Origin of the sequence: Streptomyces sp. NPDC058239 (assembly GCF_042882185.1) — a bacterium.
Classification (GTDB): domain Bacteria; phylum Actinomycetota; class Actinomycetes; order Streptomycetales; family Streptomycetaceae; genus Streptomyces.
On sequence record NZ_JBHVWS010000054.1, the window covers coordinates 45123 to 62058 of the forward strand.

The 16936-nt window shown below is 69.1% G+C and carries 12 protein-coding genes and 1 pseudogene; 7 read left to right on the forward strand and 6 right to left on the reverse strand.

What is annotated here, in order from left to right:
* Nucleotides 1–65: 65 nt before the first annotated feature.
* Nucleotides 66–1409 carry an endonuclease domain-containing protein gene (locus ACFVYE_RS37880; protein ID WP_383978234.1) on the reverse strand — a complete coding sequence of 448 codons (1344 nt, stop codon included), beginning with the start codon at nucleotides 1407–1409 and terminating at the stop codon, nucleotides 66–68.
* Nucleotides 1410–1545: 136 nt separating this feature from the next.
* Nucleotides 1546–2013: a hypothetical protein gene (locus ACFVYE_RS37885; protein WP_383978240.1), complete on the reverse strand. Its 468-nt coding sequence runs from the start codon at nucleotides 2011–2013 to the stop codon at nucleotides 1546–1548.
* A gap of 1149 nt (nucleotides 2014–3162) precedes the next feature.
* Here ACFVYE_RS37885 and ACFVYE_RS37890 point away from each other — a divergent pair.
* The 3 genes from ACFVYE_RS37890 (at nucleotide 3163) to ACFVYE_RS37900 (ending at nucleotide 8767) form a co-directional block, all read left to right on the forward strand.
* The gene (locus ACFVYE_RS37890) at nucleotides 3163–5226 is read left to right on the forward strand and encodes a discoidin domain-containing protein (RefSeq protein WP_383978237.1); all 2064 of its coding nucleotides are present in this window, start codon (nucleotides 3163–3165) and stop codon (nucleotides 5224–5226) included.
* Between the two features lie 221 nt (nucleotides 5227–5447).
* Nucleotides 5448–7508, forward strand: a complete 2061-nt coding sequence (locus ACFVYE_RS37895) for an alpha-galactosidase (protein ID WP_389608462.1) — start codon at nucleotides 5448–5450, stop codon at nucleotides 7506–7508.
* Entirely contained in the window at nucleotides 7505–8767 is a 1263-nt protein-coding gene (locus ACFVYE_RS37900) for an MFS transporter (RefSeq protein WP_383978172.1), read from the forward strand. The genes ACFVYE_RS37895 and ACFVYE_RS37900 overlap by 4 nt, the downstream gene beginning before the upstream one ends.
* A gap of 135 nt (nucleotides 8768–8902) precedes the next feature.
* On the opposite strand, the gene ACFVYE_RS37905 is transcribed toward ACFVYE_RS37900, so the two are convergent.
* Nucleotides 8903–9526, reverse strand: a complete 624-nt coding sequence (locus ACFVYE_RS37905; RefSeq protein ID WP_383978169.1) for a TetR family transcriptional regulator — start codon at nucleotides 9524–9526, stop codon at nucleotides 8903–8905.
* Nucleotides 9527–9587: 61 nt separating this feature from the next.
* On the opposite strand from ACFVYE_RS37905, the gene ACFVYE_RS37910 reads away from it, so the two are divergent.
* Nucleotides 9588–10922 carry a GH1 family beta-glucosidase gene (locus ACFVYE_RS37910; protein WP_383978166.1) on the forward strand — a complete coding sequence of 445 codons (1335 nt, stop codon included), beginning with the start codon at nucleotides 9588–9590 and terminating at the stop codon, nucleotides 10920–10922.
* 266 nt (nucleotides 10923–11188) lie between these two features.
* On the forward strand, nucleotides 11189–11314 hold the full coding sequence (locus ACFVYE_RS37915; protein ID WP_389608463.1) for a hypothetical protein: 126 nt from the start codon (nucleotides 11189–11191) through the stop codon (nucleotides 11312–11314).
* Nucleotides 11315–11372: 58 nt separating this feature from the next.
* Here the strand turns inward: ACFVYE_RS37915 and ACFVYE_RS37920 are convergent.
* Nucleotides 11373–12162, reverse strand: a pseudogene (locus tag ACFVYE_RS37920) (phospholipase domain-containing protein); the annotation flags it as partial.
* Between the two features lie 313 nt (nucleotides 12163–12475).
* Between ACFVYE_RS37920 and ACFVYE_RS37925 the strand changes: the two are divergent.
* Both ACFVYE_RS37925 and ACFVYE_RS37930 read left to right on the forward strand, forming a co-directional pair.
* Complete coding sequence (locus ACFVYE_RS37925; protein WP_389608464.1) at nucleotides 12476–14020, forward strand: hypothetical protein; 1545 nt, start codon at nucleotides 12476–12478, stop codon at nucleotides 14018–14020.
* 220 nt (nucleotides 14021–14240) lie between these two features.
* Nucleotides 14241–14432 carry a hypothetical protein gene (locus ACFVYE_RS37930; protein ID WP_389608467.1) on the forward strand — a complete coding sequence of 64 codons (192 nt, stop codon included), beginning with the start codon at nucleotides 14241–14243 and terminating at the stop codon, nucleotides 14430–14432.
* A 200-nt stretch (nucleotides 14433–14632) separates the two neighbouring features.
* Here the strand turns inward: ACFVYE_RS37930 and ACFVYE_RS37935 are convergent, their stop codons facing one another.
* On the reverse strand, nucleotides 14633–15226 hold the full coding sequence (locus tag ACFVYE_RS37935) for a hypothetical protein (RefSeq protein ID WP_389608465.1): 594 nt from the start codon (nucleotides 15224–15226) through the stop codon (nucleotides 14633–14635).
* Nucleotides 15227–16096: 870 nt separating this feature from the next.
* Nucleotides 16097–16762, reverse strand: a complete 666-nt coding sequence (locus ACFVYE_RS37940) for an SDR family NAD(P)-dependent oxidoreductase (protein WP_383975889.1) — start codon at nucleotides 16760–16762, stop codon at nucleotides 16097–16099.
* Nucleotides 16763–16936: the final 174 nt, after the last annotated feature.

A 16936-nucleotide genomic window follows, 5' to 3' on the forward strand; every position in this document is an offset into this window, starting at 1 on the left:
GGTTGGCGTGTCGGGGGCCAGTAGCTGCGAAGTGACGTTGGGGTGTCAGGTCTCCCGGTGCTCGCTCAAAACAGTGCCAGGCCCTCGCCGCTGGTGTCCGCGATGACTGGCCGGAACTGGGCAGGGAGGCCGTCCAAGCGGTCAGGACCGGCCGCGGCGGCCACGGCAGGGGCCGTCTCGGCCAACCAGATACGAAACCGCTCGGCGGCTTCGCGGTAGGGGACTCGCGCCAGGACACGGTGCTCGCCGGAGGGGCAGAAGTCGACGGCGACAGTGAGCAGGCAGGAACGGGGCGCGTTCTGACTGCCCGTCCAGGACACGCGCAGGACACCGCAGGGCTTGCGCCCGCGGGGGGCGCGGTGGGTCGGGCGCAGCGATCGGCAGGCTGTGTGGGCGGTCCATGCGGCGAGGTGCGGCAGGGGCAGGGTGGTGCGTGCGCGGCAGCCGGGGCAGCGGTGCCAGTGGCGGAGCCAGTCGTCGGTGTCGGTGTGGAAGAGGCGTGTGTAGCGGTTCGCCACGCGGATGTCGTTGCTGTACAGGTGGTCGGGGCGTTCCTGTGTGTTGCAGGACTGGCAGACGGGGGCGCGGACGTAGCCGTGTTCGTGGCAGTGGTCGAGGACGGTGGCGGGCGCAGTGCGGCAGACGGCGCACGCCCACCCAGCCACCCTGCGGGAGGTACCGGGCTTCCTGCTGAGCACCGAGTACAGCTGGCCTTCCAGCTCTTTGTTGTACGGGCGCAGTGAGGCGGTGGGGCCCTCGGGGCTCGTCGTCTGCCGACCGTCGGCGTCTCGGGCCTGGCGGGGGTGGGAGGGTGGCTCGGTGGCGGCTGCGCTTGCCTGGCGGGTCCGCGCGGCTTGCACCCACTGCGTTTCGGTGTGCTCGGCCGCATCGAGCAGCCTGACCACAGCGCGCGGCAGCCACCACGTGCGCTGCGTCCCGTCGCGGGTCTGCTCCACGAGTATCTGTCGCCAGTCGATCCCCGCCAGATGGTACGGCCGGGCGTCTTCACGTCGTGCTGCCCGCTCGGGGCCGCCCAACTCCTGCAGTTCCCCCGTGATGCGCCGGCGCCAGCGCAGCGGCGTTTCCTCGTTGCACTCCTGCCTCGGCGCCCCACGAAACGGACCGATGCGGACGAGGTCTTGCCGATCCATCCCAACCGCGTTCAGTTCCGCGGCCGCCCGGCGCACCTCAGCCTCCGGAACACTCAACTGACCGCCGCTCGCCCTCACTGTCGTCACCGCATGGCCGCCGAGCAGGACGTACCCCACCCGGGCACGGGCAGGAGAGCAGGTGAATGCCCCAGGAGCCGTCGGCACAGCACTGCCGGCCGTCAAATCGACCCACAGACCGTCCGCGGCGCCCAGGGTGATCAGGCCGTCCGTGCGGCCGGGCATGACACGCTCTGACATACCGACAGGCTAACGGCCTGCAACGCGGCAACGGGTCCCAAGCGCCTCGGTCAGCCGGGCCGCCGCCTGCAACTCCATATTCCTGAGCATCTGGTTCGTCAGCACCTCCCGTGCCCGTAGCCTCACCACCAGAACGTCAAGAACCGGGCAAGTCGCCCTCGTACATCAGCGGTCCCCGAGCCCAGACGAATTGAGCAACAGAGTCCCGCGGCGAGCCAAAGTGGCAGGACAGCGTCACTGGCAGATCCTCGAAGGACACTGCAGGAGACCTGCAGGACCACCACCAACACCGAGACCGCGTCAACGAGTTACAGCAATTCCCGCAACTCGCGAGGTCCTGGTCGAATCCGACGAGGACGGTGAGTTCGGCGGTGATCTCGTCGGTCAGTTCCAGGGAGCGCAGGGTGTGCGGCATGGTGCGGGCGGCCTCGGTCGTCAAGCCCGGGTATTCACGGAAACGCTGTTCCAGGGCGAAGAGCGGGCTCAGCGCCTCTGCGGCGGCGGCCCCGTCCCCGGCGGCCTCGAGCCCCGCAGCAACGCGGTCGAAGTCTTCGCGGATCGACTCGAAGAGCCGCGCCCAGCGAAAGACCGCGATGTCGCTCATCAGGAACTTCGCCGCCTCGTCGAGTCTCCCCTCGGCCGCGAGCAGCTTGCCGAGCTCGATCTTGCAGTCGAGGTTGCGCTCTCCCTCCCAGCCACGGCGGAACCAATCGGCCGCCTCCGGATCACCATCCTCTTGGAGCAGTACGCCGAGTCCGTAGGCACACCCGGCATGCCGTTCGGCGACGGCACGGCAGAGCGCGTCCGCGGCCTGCCGATCACCCCGGATCTTGCGGTACCGGGCAGGGTGTAGTGCGAGAAGGCATCGCCGGCCGCCACGGCCTGCTCCCAGTACGGGATGCCTGCGTCCACGTGCTTGCGCAGCACGAAGAAGTCGGTGTGCCTGCGGGCGGTATTGGTGTCGCCCGCGCGGGCGGCGGCGACGAGCGCCTCGCCGTGGGCCTGTATGCCCTGTGTCGTGATCGCATCGTGCCAGGGGGCGCCAAGGACCAGCCAGTTGGCGGCTGTTGTCCTCCGGCAAGGCCGGTGCGCCGGAGACCGCCTCGGCACGAAGGGCTACCGGCCCCGCAGTCGGTCGGCCCACTCCTGCAGAGGCTGGACCAGGTCGAGGTGCCGCCGGTGGTTCCGGCGACCGGCAACTGCACGCATGGATGACAGCCCGCAAGGCGATACTGGGGGCTGAGCTTCGGCTCCCCCAACGCTGCGGCGGGCCTGGCCGAACAGGCCCGCCGCGTCGCCGGAACCTCGCCGACCGCCGCCGCAACCCTGGCCGCCTCCGTCCCCGCCCGCGCCCACACCCTTGCCTGCTGGCCGTCGACGGCGCAGCCTGTGCCCACCACGACGGCGACATCGAGCAGGCGTGCCGCCTCGCCGCCGCCTCTCTGGCCGTCCTCCCGGCCGGCTTCACCCCCGTCACCGCCGCGCTCGCGCGCGTCCTCGCCTGCCCGCGTCTCGGCCGTGCCGCCAGAACGGCGGTCACGCCCGTTCTCGCAGGTTCCTACGTACACACCGGTCATGTCCGAGGCGCCCATGCGCTGCGCAATCTCGACAGCAGGCGTGCGAGCACCCGTTTCCGGTGGGGTGCTCTTCCTCATTTCCCGGCGATGGCCCCGTCAGGGGCTTGGCGTCGCGGGCTCATATCCCTAAGTTATGAGCAGAACATGAGTCCCGCTCACATTTAAGGATCTTCGCGATGACCATGGTTCAACCTCCACGCCGCAGACTCAGATCCCTCACGGTGGTGTCACTGCTCCTCGCCGTGATGACCCTGGCACTCGGTCCGGTGCCCAGCTCCGCGGCGGAGCCCAACTGGTGGGATCCGACCGCCCGGCCCACACCCGACTCGCAGATCAACGTCACGGGCGAGCCTTTCAAGGGCACCGACGCCCAAGGGCGCGTAAGGGGCTTCGTCGACGCCCACGACCACATCATGTCCAACGAGGGCTTCGGCGGCCGGCTGATCTGCGGCAAGCCGTTCTCGGAACAGGGCGTCGCCGACGCGCTCAAGGACTGCCCCGAGCACTACCCCGACGGCACGGGCGCCGTCTTCGACTTCATCACCAAGGGGGACGGGAAGCACGACCCCAACGGGTGGCCCACGTTCAAGGACTGGCCCGCCCACGACTCGCTGACCCACCAGCAGAACTACTACGCCTGGATCGAGCGGGCATGGCGCGGCGGCCAGCGGGTGCTGGTCAACGACCTGGTCACCAACGGCGTGATCTGCTCGGTCTACTTCTTCAAGGACCGCAGCTGCGACGAGATGACCGCCATCCGTCTCGAGGCGCAGAAGTCGTACGACATGCAGGCCTTCATCGACAAGATGTACGGCGGCCCGGGCAAGGGCTGGTTCCGTATCGTCACCGACAGTGCGCAGGCTCGCGAGGTCATCAAGCAGGGCAAGCTGGCCGTCGTCCTGGGGGTCGAGACCTCCGAGCCGTTCGGCTGCAAGCAGATCCTGGACATCGCGCAGTGCAGCAAGGAGGACATCGACCGCGGCCTCGACGAGCTGTACAAGCTGGGTGTGCGCAGCATGTTCCTGTGCCACAAGTTCGACAACGCCCTGTGCGGGGTGCGCTACGACTCCGGCGCCCTCGGTACGGCCATCAACGTGGGCCAGTTCCTGTCGACCGGCACCTTCTGGAAGACGGAGACCTGCCGCGGCCCGCAGCACGACAACCCCATCGGCAACGCGAAGGCACCCGAGGCGGAGAAGCAGCTGCCGGAGGGGGTGGCCGTCCCCTCGTACGCCTCGGACGCGCAGTGCAACACCCGCGGGCTGACCGACCTCGGCGCGTACGCGGTGCGCGGCATGATGCAACGTCACATGATGCTGGAACTCGACCACATGAGCGTCAAGGCCGCGGGTCAGGCCTTCGACATCATGGAGTCGGAGTCGTACCCGGGCGCCATCTCCTCGCACAGCTGGATGGACCTGGGCTGGACCGAGCGGCTCTACAAGCTCGGCGGGTTCGCCGCCCAGTACATGAGCGGCTCCGAGGCGTTCAGCGCCGAGGCCAAGCGCACGGACGCGCTGCGTGAGAAGTACAAGGTCGGCTACGGATACGGCACCGACATGAACGGTGTCGGCGGCTGGCCGGCCCCGCGGGGCGGGGACACCCCGAACCCGGTCAAGTACCCCTTCCGCAGCACGGACGGCGGCTCGGTGATCGACAAGCAGACCGCCGGCGAGCGCACATGGGACTTCAACACCGATGGCGCCTCGCACTACGGCATGGTCCCGGACTGGATCGAGGACATCCGGATCGTCGGCGGCCAGGGGGTCGTGGACGACCTCTTCTCGGGCGCCGAGTCCTACCTCCGCACCTGGGGCAACACCGAGAAGCACGAGTCCGGGGCGAACCTGGCCTCGGGTGCCACCGCCTCGGCGTCCTCGTCGGAATGGTGGAACCCGTTCGTCAGCTTCGCGCCCGGCAAGGCCGTGGACGGCGACACCGGCACCCGCTGGGCCAGCGAGTGGAACAACGACCAGTGGCTGCGGATCGACCTCGGATCCTCGAAGCCGGTCGACCGCGTCACCCTCGACTGGGAGGAGGCGTACGGGAAGTCGTACCGCGTCGAGCTGTCGGAGGACGGCGCGACCTGGAAGGCGGTCTGGTCCACGGCCGCCGGTGACGGCGGCCTGGACACGGCACGTTTCGCCGGAAATCGGGCGCGTTACGTACGAATCAAGGGGCTGGAACGCGGCACCCAGTGGGGCTACTCGCTTCGCGAGGTCGGCGTCTACGCCGACTGACGCACCCTTGAGGCGGTGTCCAGGGCCGGGGCCGGCCGAATCAGCTCTCCTCATCCGGCCGGCCCCGGCTGACTTTCCCGCGCGTTCGCCGACCGATCCGCGCAGGGAGCGGGAAACCACATGCCGCGAATTTCGATAGCCACCGTCAGGGGGCTTGGCGTCGCGGGGTCGCGTGCCTAACGTTGACCAAACATGAGCCCTACTCAAGTTTGAGGATTTGCGTGATCACTCACCACTCCGAAGCCCGCCTCTGGCTTCTGAGCACCCCTGGCACCTCTTACGCATTCCAGCTGGACGCCGACGACGCCCCCCGGCACGTGCACTGGGGCCGGCCGCTGACCCTGGAGCAGGCCGTCGTGATCGCGGCCGACCTGCCCGACGAGGACCCCGGCAGCGACGACCCCGGGGGTGAGGAGTACGTGGTCGAGGGCGGCCTGCGGTTCGGGGCGCAGTCCCTGACCGTCCGGTTCGACGACGGTGTCCGCGGCTTCGAGTGGCGGTTCCTCTCGCACACGGTCGAGGACGACCTGCTCACGCTCTCCTTCACCGACCGTGTCCGCTCCCTCGGTCTCGACCTGCACTACCGGCTCCGGGACGGCCATGACCAGATCGAGCGCTGGGCCGTCCTCACCGCGGACGAGCCGGTGGACGTCCTGCGGTTCGACTCCGCCGCCTGGACGCTGCCCGCCCGCGACGACTACCGCGTCAGCCATGTGGTGGGGGAATGGGGCCGGGAGTTCCAACTCCAGCGCGACCGGGTGCCCGTCGGGGAGACCGTGTTCACCAGCCGACTCGGCATCACGGGACAGCACGCCGGGCCGTGGCTGATGCTCGACGCGCAGAACGCCGCCGAGGAGCACGGCGAGGTCTGGAGCGCGGCCCTGGCCTGGAGCGGCAGCCGCCGGATCACCCTGCGCCGCGACGCCTACGGCCGCGCCTCCTGGACGGGCGGGTTCGGCCACGAGGGCCTGGTCTGGAAGCTGGCCGCCGGCGAGCGTCTGGAGACCCCCGTCTTCACCGGGCTGTATGCCCCCGACGGCTTCGGCGGCACCAGCCGCCGCTGGCACGCCTACATCGAACGTGAGGTGCTGCCCGCCCGTCCTGCCGAACGCCCGTTGATCTTCAACTCGTGGGAGGCGACCGAGTTCGACATCAGCGAGAAACAGCAGACCGAGTTGGCCGACCTGGCCGCGGGTCTCGGCGTCGAAGTCTTCGTCGTGGACGACGCCTGGTTCGGCGCCCGCACCAGCGACATGGCCGGGCTCGGCGACTGGTGGCCCAACCCCGACCGCTTCCCGAACGGCCTGGGCCCGCTCGCCGACCACGTCCGCGCACTGGGCATGGGCTTCGGCCTGTGGGTCGAGCCCGAGGCGGTCAACCCCGACAGCGACCTCTTCCGTGCGCACCCCGACTGGATCCTCTGCCAGGACGGCCGTACCCGCACCCAGCGCCGCCACCAGCACGTGCTGAACTTCGCCCGCCGCGACGTCCGGGAATGGGCGGTCGACTGGCTGGTCAGGACCGTCACCGAGCTGGACGTGGTCTTCCTCAAATGGGACATGAACCGGCCCTTCAGCGAGGCGGGCCAGCCCGGGGCCGCCGACCCCGACCGGGTCTGGATCGAGCACACGCGCGGGGTCTACGAGGTGATGGACCGGCTGCGCGCCGCCCGTCCCGGCCTGTACCTGGAATCGTGCGCGGGCGGCGGCGGCCGGGCCGACCTGGGCGTGCTGGCCCGCGCCGACCAGGTCTGGACGTCGGACAACACCGACGCCGCCGACCGGGTCGCGATCCAGCACGGCCACGGCCAGCTGCTGCCCGCCCGGACCATGGGCGCCTGGGTCACCGACAGCCCGCACAGCTTCACCGCCCGCCCGACCTCGATCCGGTACCGCTTCCATGTCTCGATGGCCGGCGCGATGGGCATCGGCGGCAACCTGCGGAACTGGAGCGAGGAGGATCTGGCCTGGGCCCGGATGCTGGTCGAGCAGTACAAGCGGATCCGGCCCGTGGTACACGGCGGCGTCCAGTACCGCCTGGGGCACGACGCCGTGCAGTATCTCACCGAGGACGAGGTAGTCGTCTTCCAGTTCCAGCCGTCCGCGCTGACCCGCTCGGTCGCCCGCACCCGGCTGAAGGACCTCGACCCCGACGCCCGCTACCGGGATGAGACCACCGGCGCCGTCCACGAGGGCGCCGTCCTGCTCAGCCACGGCCTCCCGCTACTGCTGTCCTTCGACTGGACGAGCGAGCTCGTCCACCTCAAGAGAGTGCCCCGATGAGCCTCGCCCCCGAGCGGCCCGAGGCCCTCGCCGAGCCGGCCCGTAAAGTCGGCCCCGGCTGGGTCGCGCTGTACGTCCTGGCCAACGTCGGAATGTTCATTCCGATGCAGGCGCCGACCACGTTCCTGATGCCCGAACAAATCGCCCAGATCGACCCGGCGGGGAAGGTCGGCAGCTACGCCTGGGTCAGCATGATGGGCGCGATCTCGGGAATCGTCCTCGCGCCGCTGGCCGGCGCGCTCAGCGACCGCACCACCAGCCGGTTCGGCCGCCGCCGACCGTGGATCATCGCAGGCTCGCTGGCCTGCATGGCGGCACTGGCCTGCATCGGTATCCAGACAACCGTCGCCGGGGTCGCGCTCGGCTCCCTCGTACTGTCCGCCAGCTTCATGATCATCGGTGCCGGACTCTCCCCAGTGGTGCCCGACCAGGTCCCGGTCGCCCAGCGCGGTGTGGTGCTGGGCTGGGCCATGGCCCCGCAGGCCGGCAGCATGATCGCGGGCGGGCTGCTGCTCGGGCTGGTCACGGGCTTCTCGGCGCAGTACATGCTGATGGCCGCTCTGCCGCTGCTGATACTGCTGTTCGCGACCACCATGAAGGATCCGCCGCTTCCCCGCCGGCGCCGCGAGCCGTTCTCGCTGCGCACCTTCCTGGACGGCTACCGGATCAACCCGCGCGAGCACCCCGACTTCGCCTGGGCGATGAGCTCCCGGTTCACCATGGGGCTGGGCTACGGGATGGGCACGCTCTACCTGCCGTACTTCCTGGACGACGTACTGCACTACGAGCAGTTGTTCCCCGGCCGGTCGACCGAGGACGGCCTGCTCATCGTGATCGGCGTCAACTGCCTGGCCACGATTTCGACGGTCGTCCTCAGCGGTTGGCTCTCCGACAAGCTGGGCAAGCGGCGCATGCTGGTCTTCCTCGGCGGCGTCACGATGGCCGTCGCCGCGGTCCCGCTCGCGCTGTCGCCCACGTGGACCATGACGCTGGTCGCAGCCGTCATCCTGGGCCTGGGCTACGGCGTGTACCTGGCCGTCGACACCGCCCTGGTCACCGAGGTGCTCCCCGCCTCGGCGGACCGCGGCAAGGACATGGCCCTGGCCAACCTGATGACCTCCTTGCCCTACGTTCTCGTTCCCCCGATCGCCTCGGTCGTGCTCGGCGGTCCGGGGAGCTACAGCTCGCTGTTCCTCTGCTCGGCGGCCATGTCCGCGCTGGGCGCGGTATTGGTCTGGAAGGTCAAAGCCGTCCGTTAGCACTCGGGAGGACGGCGGCGGCGTCCTCCGGCAGATCCAGGGCATCACCCGACGTTGCTTGCAACAGCGCCCGGGTGGCTCCAGCCATTCGCGCCTCCGGCCGCGAAGCACGCCTTGACCACTGCTGGTTGCCAGTCACCGGCGTCGATCGTTCAGATAGCTGTTGAGGACTCGTTTGCACTCAGCGATCAGCTGGGCGTCGCCCTGCGGATCGATACGGAAGGCGAGTTGCAGCACGCTGTCCGCGCACTCCAGGGCCACCCGCACCGCGATCTCGAATTCGGCGTTGTCCTGGGCCCCGATCAGGGAGGCGGTCAGTGAGCGCAGTCTTCCGGCGACCGCGGTGTTGTTGTCCAGGGTCGGCTCCAGGATGTGGTCCTGTCCCACCGCGCCGAAGTCGACCACGCCGAAACCGGTGACCGTCCGGCGCATGGTGACGAACTCATCGACTGTCACATCCACGATGCCCGAGATGCCTTCGGGCTCCTCTTGCTCCAGCCGGTCCGCGACCCGCCCCAGGAAGGACTCCAGATTGCGGGCGGCGAGCGCACCGATCAGCCCCTCCCTGTCGGAGAAGAACTGGTAAAGGGTGCCGATGGGCACCTCGGCCCTGCGGGCCACCTCCTTGGTGGTCAGCCCTGCATAGCCGACCTCGTCCAGGAGTTCGGCGCAGGCGTCCAGCAGCCGTTCGAAGCGTTCGGCGCTGCGCTTCTGGACCGGCAGTCGGCGCAGCGTCCCTGCGGTGCGATCTTGATTCACGCTTCCATCATCCCATCAAGCAGGTTAACGTGAGCCTTGCTCATGTTATAGGAGGTTAGGTGTGACACTGGACCATCTCCCTGCGGACTTCATCTGGGGCGCCTCGACGGCGTCGTATCAGATCGAGGGCGCCACCAAGGAGGACGGCCGCGGACCCTCGGTATGGGACACCTTCACCGCGCGGCCAGGCACAATCCGCGACGGGCACACGGGTGACGTGGCCTGCGACCACTACCACCGGTACGAGGAGGACATCGCGCTGATGGCCGAGGCGGGCCTCACCGGCTACCGCTTCTCCATCGCCTGGCCCCGGATCCAGCCGACCGGCACAGGTGAGGTCAATCCTCGGGGTCTTGACTTCTATGACCGGCTGGTCGACGGCCTGCTCGCACACAACATCGAACCTGTCCCGACCCTGTTCCACTGGGACCTCCCGCAGGGCCTCGAGGACAGCGGCGGCTGGCTGAACCGCGACACCGCGTACCGCTTCGCCGAGTACGCCGCCATCATGGCCGACAGGCTGGGCGACCGCGTCCAGAAGTGGATCACACTCAACGAGCCGTTCATCCACATGGTCTGGGGCTACGGTCTCGGCACTCACGCACCGGGCCGCACCCTGTTCCTGGACTGCCTGCCGGTCGCCCACCATCAACTGCTCGGCCACGGCCTGGCGCTGGGGGAACTGCGGGGGCGCGGCCTCCAGGTGATGATCGCCAACAACTGCACCCCGGTCTGGCCCGCCTCGGACTCCCCCGCCGACCGCGCCGCCGCGCGAGCCTATGACAACCTGCACAACCGTCTGTTCAACGACCCGATCCTCGCGGGCACCTACCCAGACCTGTCGGACTTCGGCGCGGATGCGACCCTCGGCGGCTCCGTCCGGGACGGCGATCTCGAACTGATCTCGGCCCCCTTGAGCGCGCTCGGCATCAACTACTACAACCCGACCCGGATCCAGGCGCCGGCGTCCGAGGGGCTGCCGTTCGAAGAGGCCCCCATCGAGGGCTACCGCCGCACCGCCTTCGACTGGCCCGTCGTCCCCGACGGCCTACGGGAACTGCTCGTCGGCCTCAAGGAGCGTTACCCGGCACTACCGCCAGTTCACATCACGGAGAACGGCTGCTCGGCCGAGGACGTCGTCAACGCGGACGGCACCGTCCTCGACCTCGACCGCATCGAGTACTTGGACACCCACCTCCAGGCCGTCGACGCCTCCGTGGCCCAGGGCGTGGACGTGCGCGGCTACTTCACCTGGACCCTGATGGACAACTTCGAATGGGCCGAGGGCTTCCACCAGCGCTTCGGTCTCGTCCACGTCGACCACGACACCCAGGTCCGCACCCCGAAGGCGTCCTTCGCGTGGTACCGCGACCTCATCCGCGCTCACCGCGGTTGAGCCGCCCGCCGAGCTCGCGCGGATTCCGTACGCGCTCCGGCGGACCCCGGGTGCATCGATCAGGTCTCGGCCTGACGGGCCAGGCTCGCGGGGTTCGTCCTCGTTCGGAGGGCGGGTGAGCCGACGGACCGATCAGCCGTCACGCCCGGGCCCGTCGATGACGTCGCGCCGGGGGTGACCGCACCGACGACGTCGACATGATCGACCCGTACGACGCGGCGGCCGTCGGCTGTCTCCGGCGCGCCTATGGAGAGAAGGAGAACCGTATGAGCGGGTTCACCAAGACCATGACCGTCCGGTACGCGGCCCGCCCGACCGGCAGAGTTGCCCTGCCGGTGTGCTTGCTCGTGCGTGTGTCCAAGGTCTTGGTGAGCTCCGGCACGTCGCGCTGATGCCTCGTCATCCTCCGGGTGTGTGCCCCTCCGTCCGCCGGGCGGTGGGGTGCGGGTCTCACACGGTTGCGATGCCCGGGTCACTCACGCCGGCTCGACCGTTCTCGACGTGCCCGGCGAGGCGCCGCAGGTATCCGGCGTTGCCCTCGACGACGACCGTCAGGTCGTACCAGCGTTTGGTGGCGCGCAGGTCGATGCCCTGCACGACGGTGGCGCCGGCGCGGACCGTGTAGGTTTGTCGGCCGCCGCCGTACGCGTTGGTCACGATGAAGTGCGCGTCGGCGGTCGACGGGTTGGTCAGGGTGAGCTTCAGGTTGCCGGCGTCGTGGCGTGCCGTCACCTCCGGCTCGGCGGCTTTGTTGTTGCCCTTGAAGGTGCGCAGGAAGCCGTTCGGCCCGTGGGCCGTGGGGTCGTAACTGCCGCCGGAGTACGCCGAGTTCCAGCTGTCGGAAACAGGCTTTCCGGCTGCCGCCGTGTACGTCCACGGGCCGCCGGTGCGCTGCTGCGAGCGGCACCTGGAAGGCGGCACCCGCCTGGTCCCCTGCGCTGAACGTCAGCTTGTACTTGCCGGTCGTGAGGTCTGCGGCCCCGTCGACGCAGGGAGCGTAGGAGAGCGGGCGGCTCGGCCGCGCCCCGGCCTCCTGCCGGGGCGCGGCGCCCTGGGCGGGTGGCCTCGGTACGTAGCTGTTGTGGCGGTCGCGGTCCGGCGGGGCGTAGCCCGCGGTGTCCGGCAGGTCGGCCGGGTCTGTGATCTCGAGGGAGAAGTCGAAGGCGGATGTGAGGTCACCGCAGATGGCGCGCCGCCATGGTGAGATGTTGGTCTCCTTCACTCCGAACCTGTTCTCCATAAGGACGTCGCCACCCGGCTCGGGCAGACCAGCCGCGTGCCCAATCTGCTGCGCACCCGGCCGTGACCCGTCCCCGGCGCGGCAACCTGATGCAGAACGTCGGCCGTTTCCGGTGACCAGCGCGCCAAGCGCGTCCAGCGGTTCACACCCGTCCCGTCGGGCCAGGTCGACGCCGTGGGCTGGTGAACCGGGCGAGTTCACCGGACATCGGGCCGCCCGCCCGCGTACGGTGGGCCCGCCCCCGCGCCCCGTCCGTCGCGGTGAGGACGGGTACAGGCCATGGGGACGGACACGGAACGGGAGGAAGAACGGGATGACGGAGGCCACTGCGAGCGAGCCGAACGAGCGAGTGCTGGGGCGCAGATGGACGGTGCGTCTGGACGCTGCCGGTCGTGGCAGTGCGGCGGTGCGCATCTCGTGCAGCCGTCCCTCCTGCGCCGAGCAGCGTCTGCCGTCCGCGGCCGCCGGCCGTGCGGCCGCGGTCGCCCACCTCAAGGCCCACCTCCGGGCCGCCCCCGGGCCCCGGGCCGAGGTGTACTGCGCGTGCCGGGCCGAGAGCTGCCACACGCACCTTCGTCCCGACGACCGGCAGGTACGTGCCCAGCCCTGGCGCTGCGGCGGGGCAGTCGTGCTGGCCGTGGTCACCGACCGGGAAGGCCGCTGGTGGCAGGCCATGGAATGCTGTTCACGCTGCGCGGCCGCCGCGCCCGGTGCGAAGGTCGTCATCACCGCTCAGACCGCCTCCGTCCCGGCGACCGACACCCCGGATACTGCCGACCGCCCGTCGAACGCTCCTGCCGGCGCGCCGCAGTTCTCCGACCGCCCCCCGCCCACGGCCGGCCCGCGGAACGTACCGGCTCCCCGCTCCGCCCCGGTCCGGCGCCACTATCCGTACGGGAAGATCGCGCAGCGGGCCATCCCCCACGATCTGCGGCCCGTCGTCCTGCGGGACGAACTCGTCGAACTCGGTGAACTCTTCCGCACCTACCAGCAGCGCACCGAACCCGACCTGGCGCTCCTCGCCGACCTGCAGGAACGCAAGGCACGCGCCTTCACCACCTGGGCCGATGTCACCGGCGACGTCAATCTGCGGCTTGAGGCCCGGCGCGCCGAGCAGGCCGCCACCACCGCCCGCCTCCAGCACCAGCAGCGCACCGGCCGCGGTACGGACAGCGATGGGCCGGCGGTGACCCGGCTGCTGACCACGGCGACGCAATGGGAACACGCACGCTCCGTCCTCGCGTACGCGGCCGACCACAGCCCGCTGCCCGACCCGGAAGCACGGTTGCTGGTGGTGATGCTGACCCTGCGCACCGCGCACACCGGCACCGGCAACCTCGTCAAGCAGGACCTCACCGCGCTGGGCCTGACCGATCCGGAAGACCTGGTCGGGAAGATGACCAACTGCGGCTGGCTGAGCGTCCCCGGCACCGTCGGCGACCTGCTCGCCTCCCGCCCCGAGAACCCCACCCCGGTCACCGTCCCGTCCCTCGTGGCCCGCGGGGACGGGACGGCCCCGTTCACGTTCGGCAAGAAGTTGCGGCCCAAACTCAGCGGATGGGCCCAGAAGGTCGTCTCGGACAAGAAGCTCCGCAAGGCCAAGGCCACCGCAGGTACCAGGCTGCTCGCCCTGACCTTGGCCACCCAGACCAACGCATCGGGACGGCTCGGCCCCGGCGGAACGGGCGTCGCCCTGGATTCCCTCGCCACCTTGTGCCCGGTGGGTCCCGGCGAACTGCAGCACCTGGTCGACCAGCTGACCGCAGCGGACTGGCTCACCGAAGCCGCCGTCACCGACACCCACCTCACCGGGCGGCTGCCCGAACGCGTCCTGCCGCTCACCTGCCCCCTTCCCTAGCCAAACCAGGCCTGTCAGGCCCACCGGCCGGCGGGGCTCGATCGTGATGAACCGCAGCCCGTGGATGTAGGCGAGGGCTACCGACGGCGGGCACCGCTCCTGAGCCGGCGGAAGAAGACTACGAGCTGTCCGGGCGATCGTGCCATCGCTGTCCCAGCGGATCCGCGCCGTGAAATCGGGGGCGATATGGCCGAGTTATAGGGTTCGACCGGGGGTGACCATGACCGATCGCGGCTGGTACGACAACGAGTACCACGACGCAGCCCAACGGGCCGAACGAGCGACGCGGTTCGGCTGGGCAGCGATCGCTGGGACGGCAGGAGCACTGGCCTGCACACTGATCGTCTTGGTCGCGCTCGTCGTCGTCGCAGCCGTGGCGTGTCTATACGTCGTGGTGGCTATGGACTATTAGAACCTCACTTGCGGATCATGTGACTGCTCCGTGTCCGGGTCGTTGATGTGGGCATGAGACGGGGCGATCCGAGTGATGCCGAGGCGTGTGAGGACACGGGGAGTCTTTTCACACGGGCTGGTCGTTACCGACCTGGGATGACCTGCTCCTGCCTGACCGGTTTGCCCTTCCAGGACACCACCGCTTGGCAGACCGGCAGCTCAGTCGACACCTCCGCTCTGCATACTGCTCTCGATGCCCAGAGCTTGGCGCATCCGTTTCTGCATCAGGGCCAGTTGGCCCCACGACTCATCGACCCCGGCTGCGAAAGCATTCAATTCCTCCTGATCGCACGGGGATGTCGCGGACATACGCTTGAGCAGTCCATAGCCCGCGTTCAGCCGGTGCCCGGCGGCCGTGGCAGCCATAAGCACCTCATCAGGTACCACCATCTCAGCCTCAGCAAAGCTGTCCCGCTGAGCGATGCGGCAGGTTTCGAGCTGCTCCAGGCAAAGGCCGACCCCAGTGCCCTCCCGCACCGCGTGCAGGAGGTTGACCTGAGCGGTCATGTACTGCCGTGTGGCTGTGTTCAGCGATATGCAGCAGGAACGGTGCAGGTCGACCAGCGCCTGCGCCTTCTGTTCAGCGCGCTCGGCTTGGAGGAGCTCCTCCGCATGCTGGCGCTCCTCGCGCCTCTGCGCATGGGCTGCCTCCAGCTCCATCCGCCTCGTTCGGTCGGCTCGACTTTGCGTCAGAAGTGCTGCGCCGAGTGTGCCCACAACGGCCGCCACCACCGCAGACCATTCTCCACTCACGCGCTCACTCTCCTCGTGTCTTGACAGCCCTGTCTGCCCGGTCGCGCCGGATCGTGACCTGGGATCCGACATTTCGGTTGAGGTACCGACTACAACACTTGATGGGAAGCACCATCGATTCGGACTCCACAACCGGCGCCATCCCGCAGTTGGTCATCGACGCCGGTCTGGACGACGAAGGCCATTCGAGAGCAAAGAGTGCTCCCAGCGGCCCCAATCGCTTCCAGCTTTTGGCCCAGCTCGGTACCTCAGCTGTCGATTCGGCCCAAGCCAGGGGTGCCCGATGACCACATCGACTTCGCCCTGTGACTCTGGGTGAATGTCTGCCTGCCAAACTGCCTCGGTCAAGTCATCAATCCCCATGAGACGGCCCCAGCCCTCGGCATACACGGCGGCGTTGCCCCACCGGCTGCCCGTTTCGGCGGTCACCCTCACGTCGGCAGTCGGCTTTCGGCCCGGACGGTCAGGGGACCATTGGCAGGCCTGAGCCACAGCACCACCTTGGTTCCACGCGCTCGGCACCCGGCCTCGTTCTCTGCGAACCACAGCTCAAGCCACCGTGGCAGCCCGCCCATGTCGCCCCCTCACTACGGCGTCCGGCACAAGCCCATCCTGGCACCAGTTCGGACTTGAGCATCCATCGGCATCACAAGATCAGCGCCAGAGCCTGTTCGCGTGCACCCGGCTGGGCGGACGAGTACTCCGACAGCAGGCCCATGCAGGCCAAATTCCCAAGGCCATCCGTGGGTTCGTCCGGAGCACCCTTCAGAATCCGTGAGCTCACGGGGGATCAACATCGAGAGCTTCTACTGCCGTCCATCGTCCGGTGACAGCGTGGACTGGGGGCCGCCCGTCGTCGGTGTACTGGGGTCAGACGCCGATGAAGTGCTCGGCCTGGTCACGGCTGGTGTGGAGGGCCCAGTAGTCGAGGGCGATCTCGTCGGGCGAGCGGTAGGGGACGCCTTCTGGGGCTTCGGTGCCGATCATGAGGTTGATGGCCACGTTGGCCGCGTAGATGCCCTCGCCGGCGAGGGTGTTGTGAAGGTTGATCGCCCAGTTCCGCTGGCCTGCCTGGGCGATGTTGGCGTCGGCGAGCATCGGGTACGGGCTGACCGCGCCGCCGCCGGTGGTGAACAGCAGGGTGCCGGATCCGGCCTCGAGCATCCCGGGCAGCACCACCTGGACGGCGGCGACCGCACCGTAGAGCAGGCTGTCGATCTGCGGGCGCAGGGTGTCGATGGTCACCTCCTTGGGTGCGGTCATGGACAGGCCCGCGTGCGGGGAGAACTCCAGGACGTCGATCCGCCCGAACCGCGCGATCGCCGCCCCCAGCGCATCGGTGAGCTGGGCCGAGTCTCCGGCGTCGGCGGGAAAGGCTTCCGCGGTGATCCCGGCCTCGGCGAGTTCGGCGACCAGGACGTCGAGCTTGTCCTCGGTGCGGGAGATCAGAGCGACGTCGAAGCCGTGACCGCCGAAGACCTTGGCGATGGACAGGCCCAGGCCCGGTCCGGCTCCGACGATGGCGATAGTGGGCATACGTACTCCTTGGCGAGGGGGTGGCGCGGTCCCGGCCGGTCGGCCGGGCGAAGACGAAGGGGCGTACGCGGGGTTTAGTCCCAATACCGGTGACTTTGCAGGTGCTGGCTCGTTGAGTTGGTGTGCCAAGACCAGGACAGTTGAAGGCAGTTGAGGGTGATCGATTTTCGGATC

Bases quoted from the DNA above. Each gene is read 5' to 3' on its own strand.
- ACFVYE_RS37880 (WP_383978234.1), bottom strand. From the start codon at position 1,409: ATGTCAGAGCGTGTCATGCCCGGCCGCACGGACGGCCTGATCACCCTG.
- ACFVYE_RS37885 (WP_383978240.1), bottom strand. From the start codon at position 2,013: ATGAGCGACATCGCGGTCTTTCGCTGGGCGCGGCTCTTCGAGTCGATC.
- ACFVYE_RS37890 (WP_383978237.1), top strand. From the start codon at position 3,163: ATGACCATGGTTCAACCTCCACGCCGCAGACTCAGATCCCTCACGGTG.
- ACFVYE_RS37900 (WP_383978172.1), top strand. From the start codon at position 7,505: ATGAGCCTCGCCCCCGAGCGGCCCGAGGCCCTCGCCGAGCCGGCCCGT.
- ACFVYE_RS37915 (WP_389608463.1), top strand. From the start codon at position 11,189: ATGAGCGGGTTCACCAAGACCATGACCGTCCGGTACGCGGCCCGCCCG.
- ACFVYE_RS37925 (WP_389608464.1), top strand. From the start codon at position 12,476: ATGACGGAGGCCACTGCGAGCGAGCCGAACGAGCGAGTGCTGGGGCGC.
- ACFVYE_RS37930 (WP_389608467.1), top strand. From the start codon at position 14,241: ATGACCGATCGCGGCTGGTACGACAACGAGTACCACGACGCAGCCCAA.
- ACFVYE_RS37940 (WP_383975889.1), bottom strand. From the start codon at position 16,762: ATGCCCACTATCGCCATCGTCGGAGCCGGACCGGGCCTGGGCCTGTCC.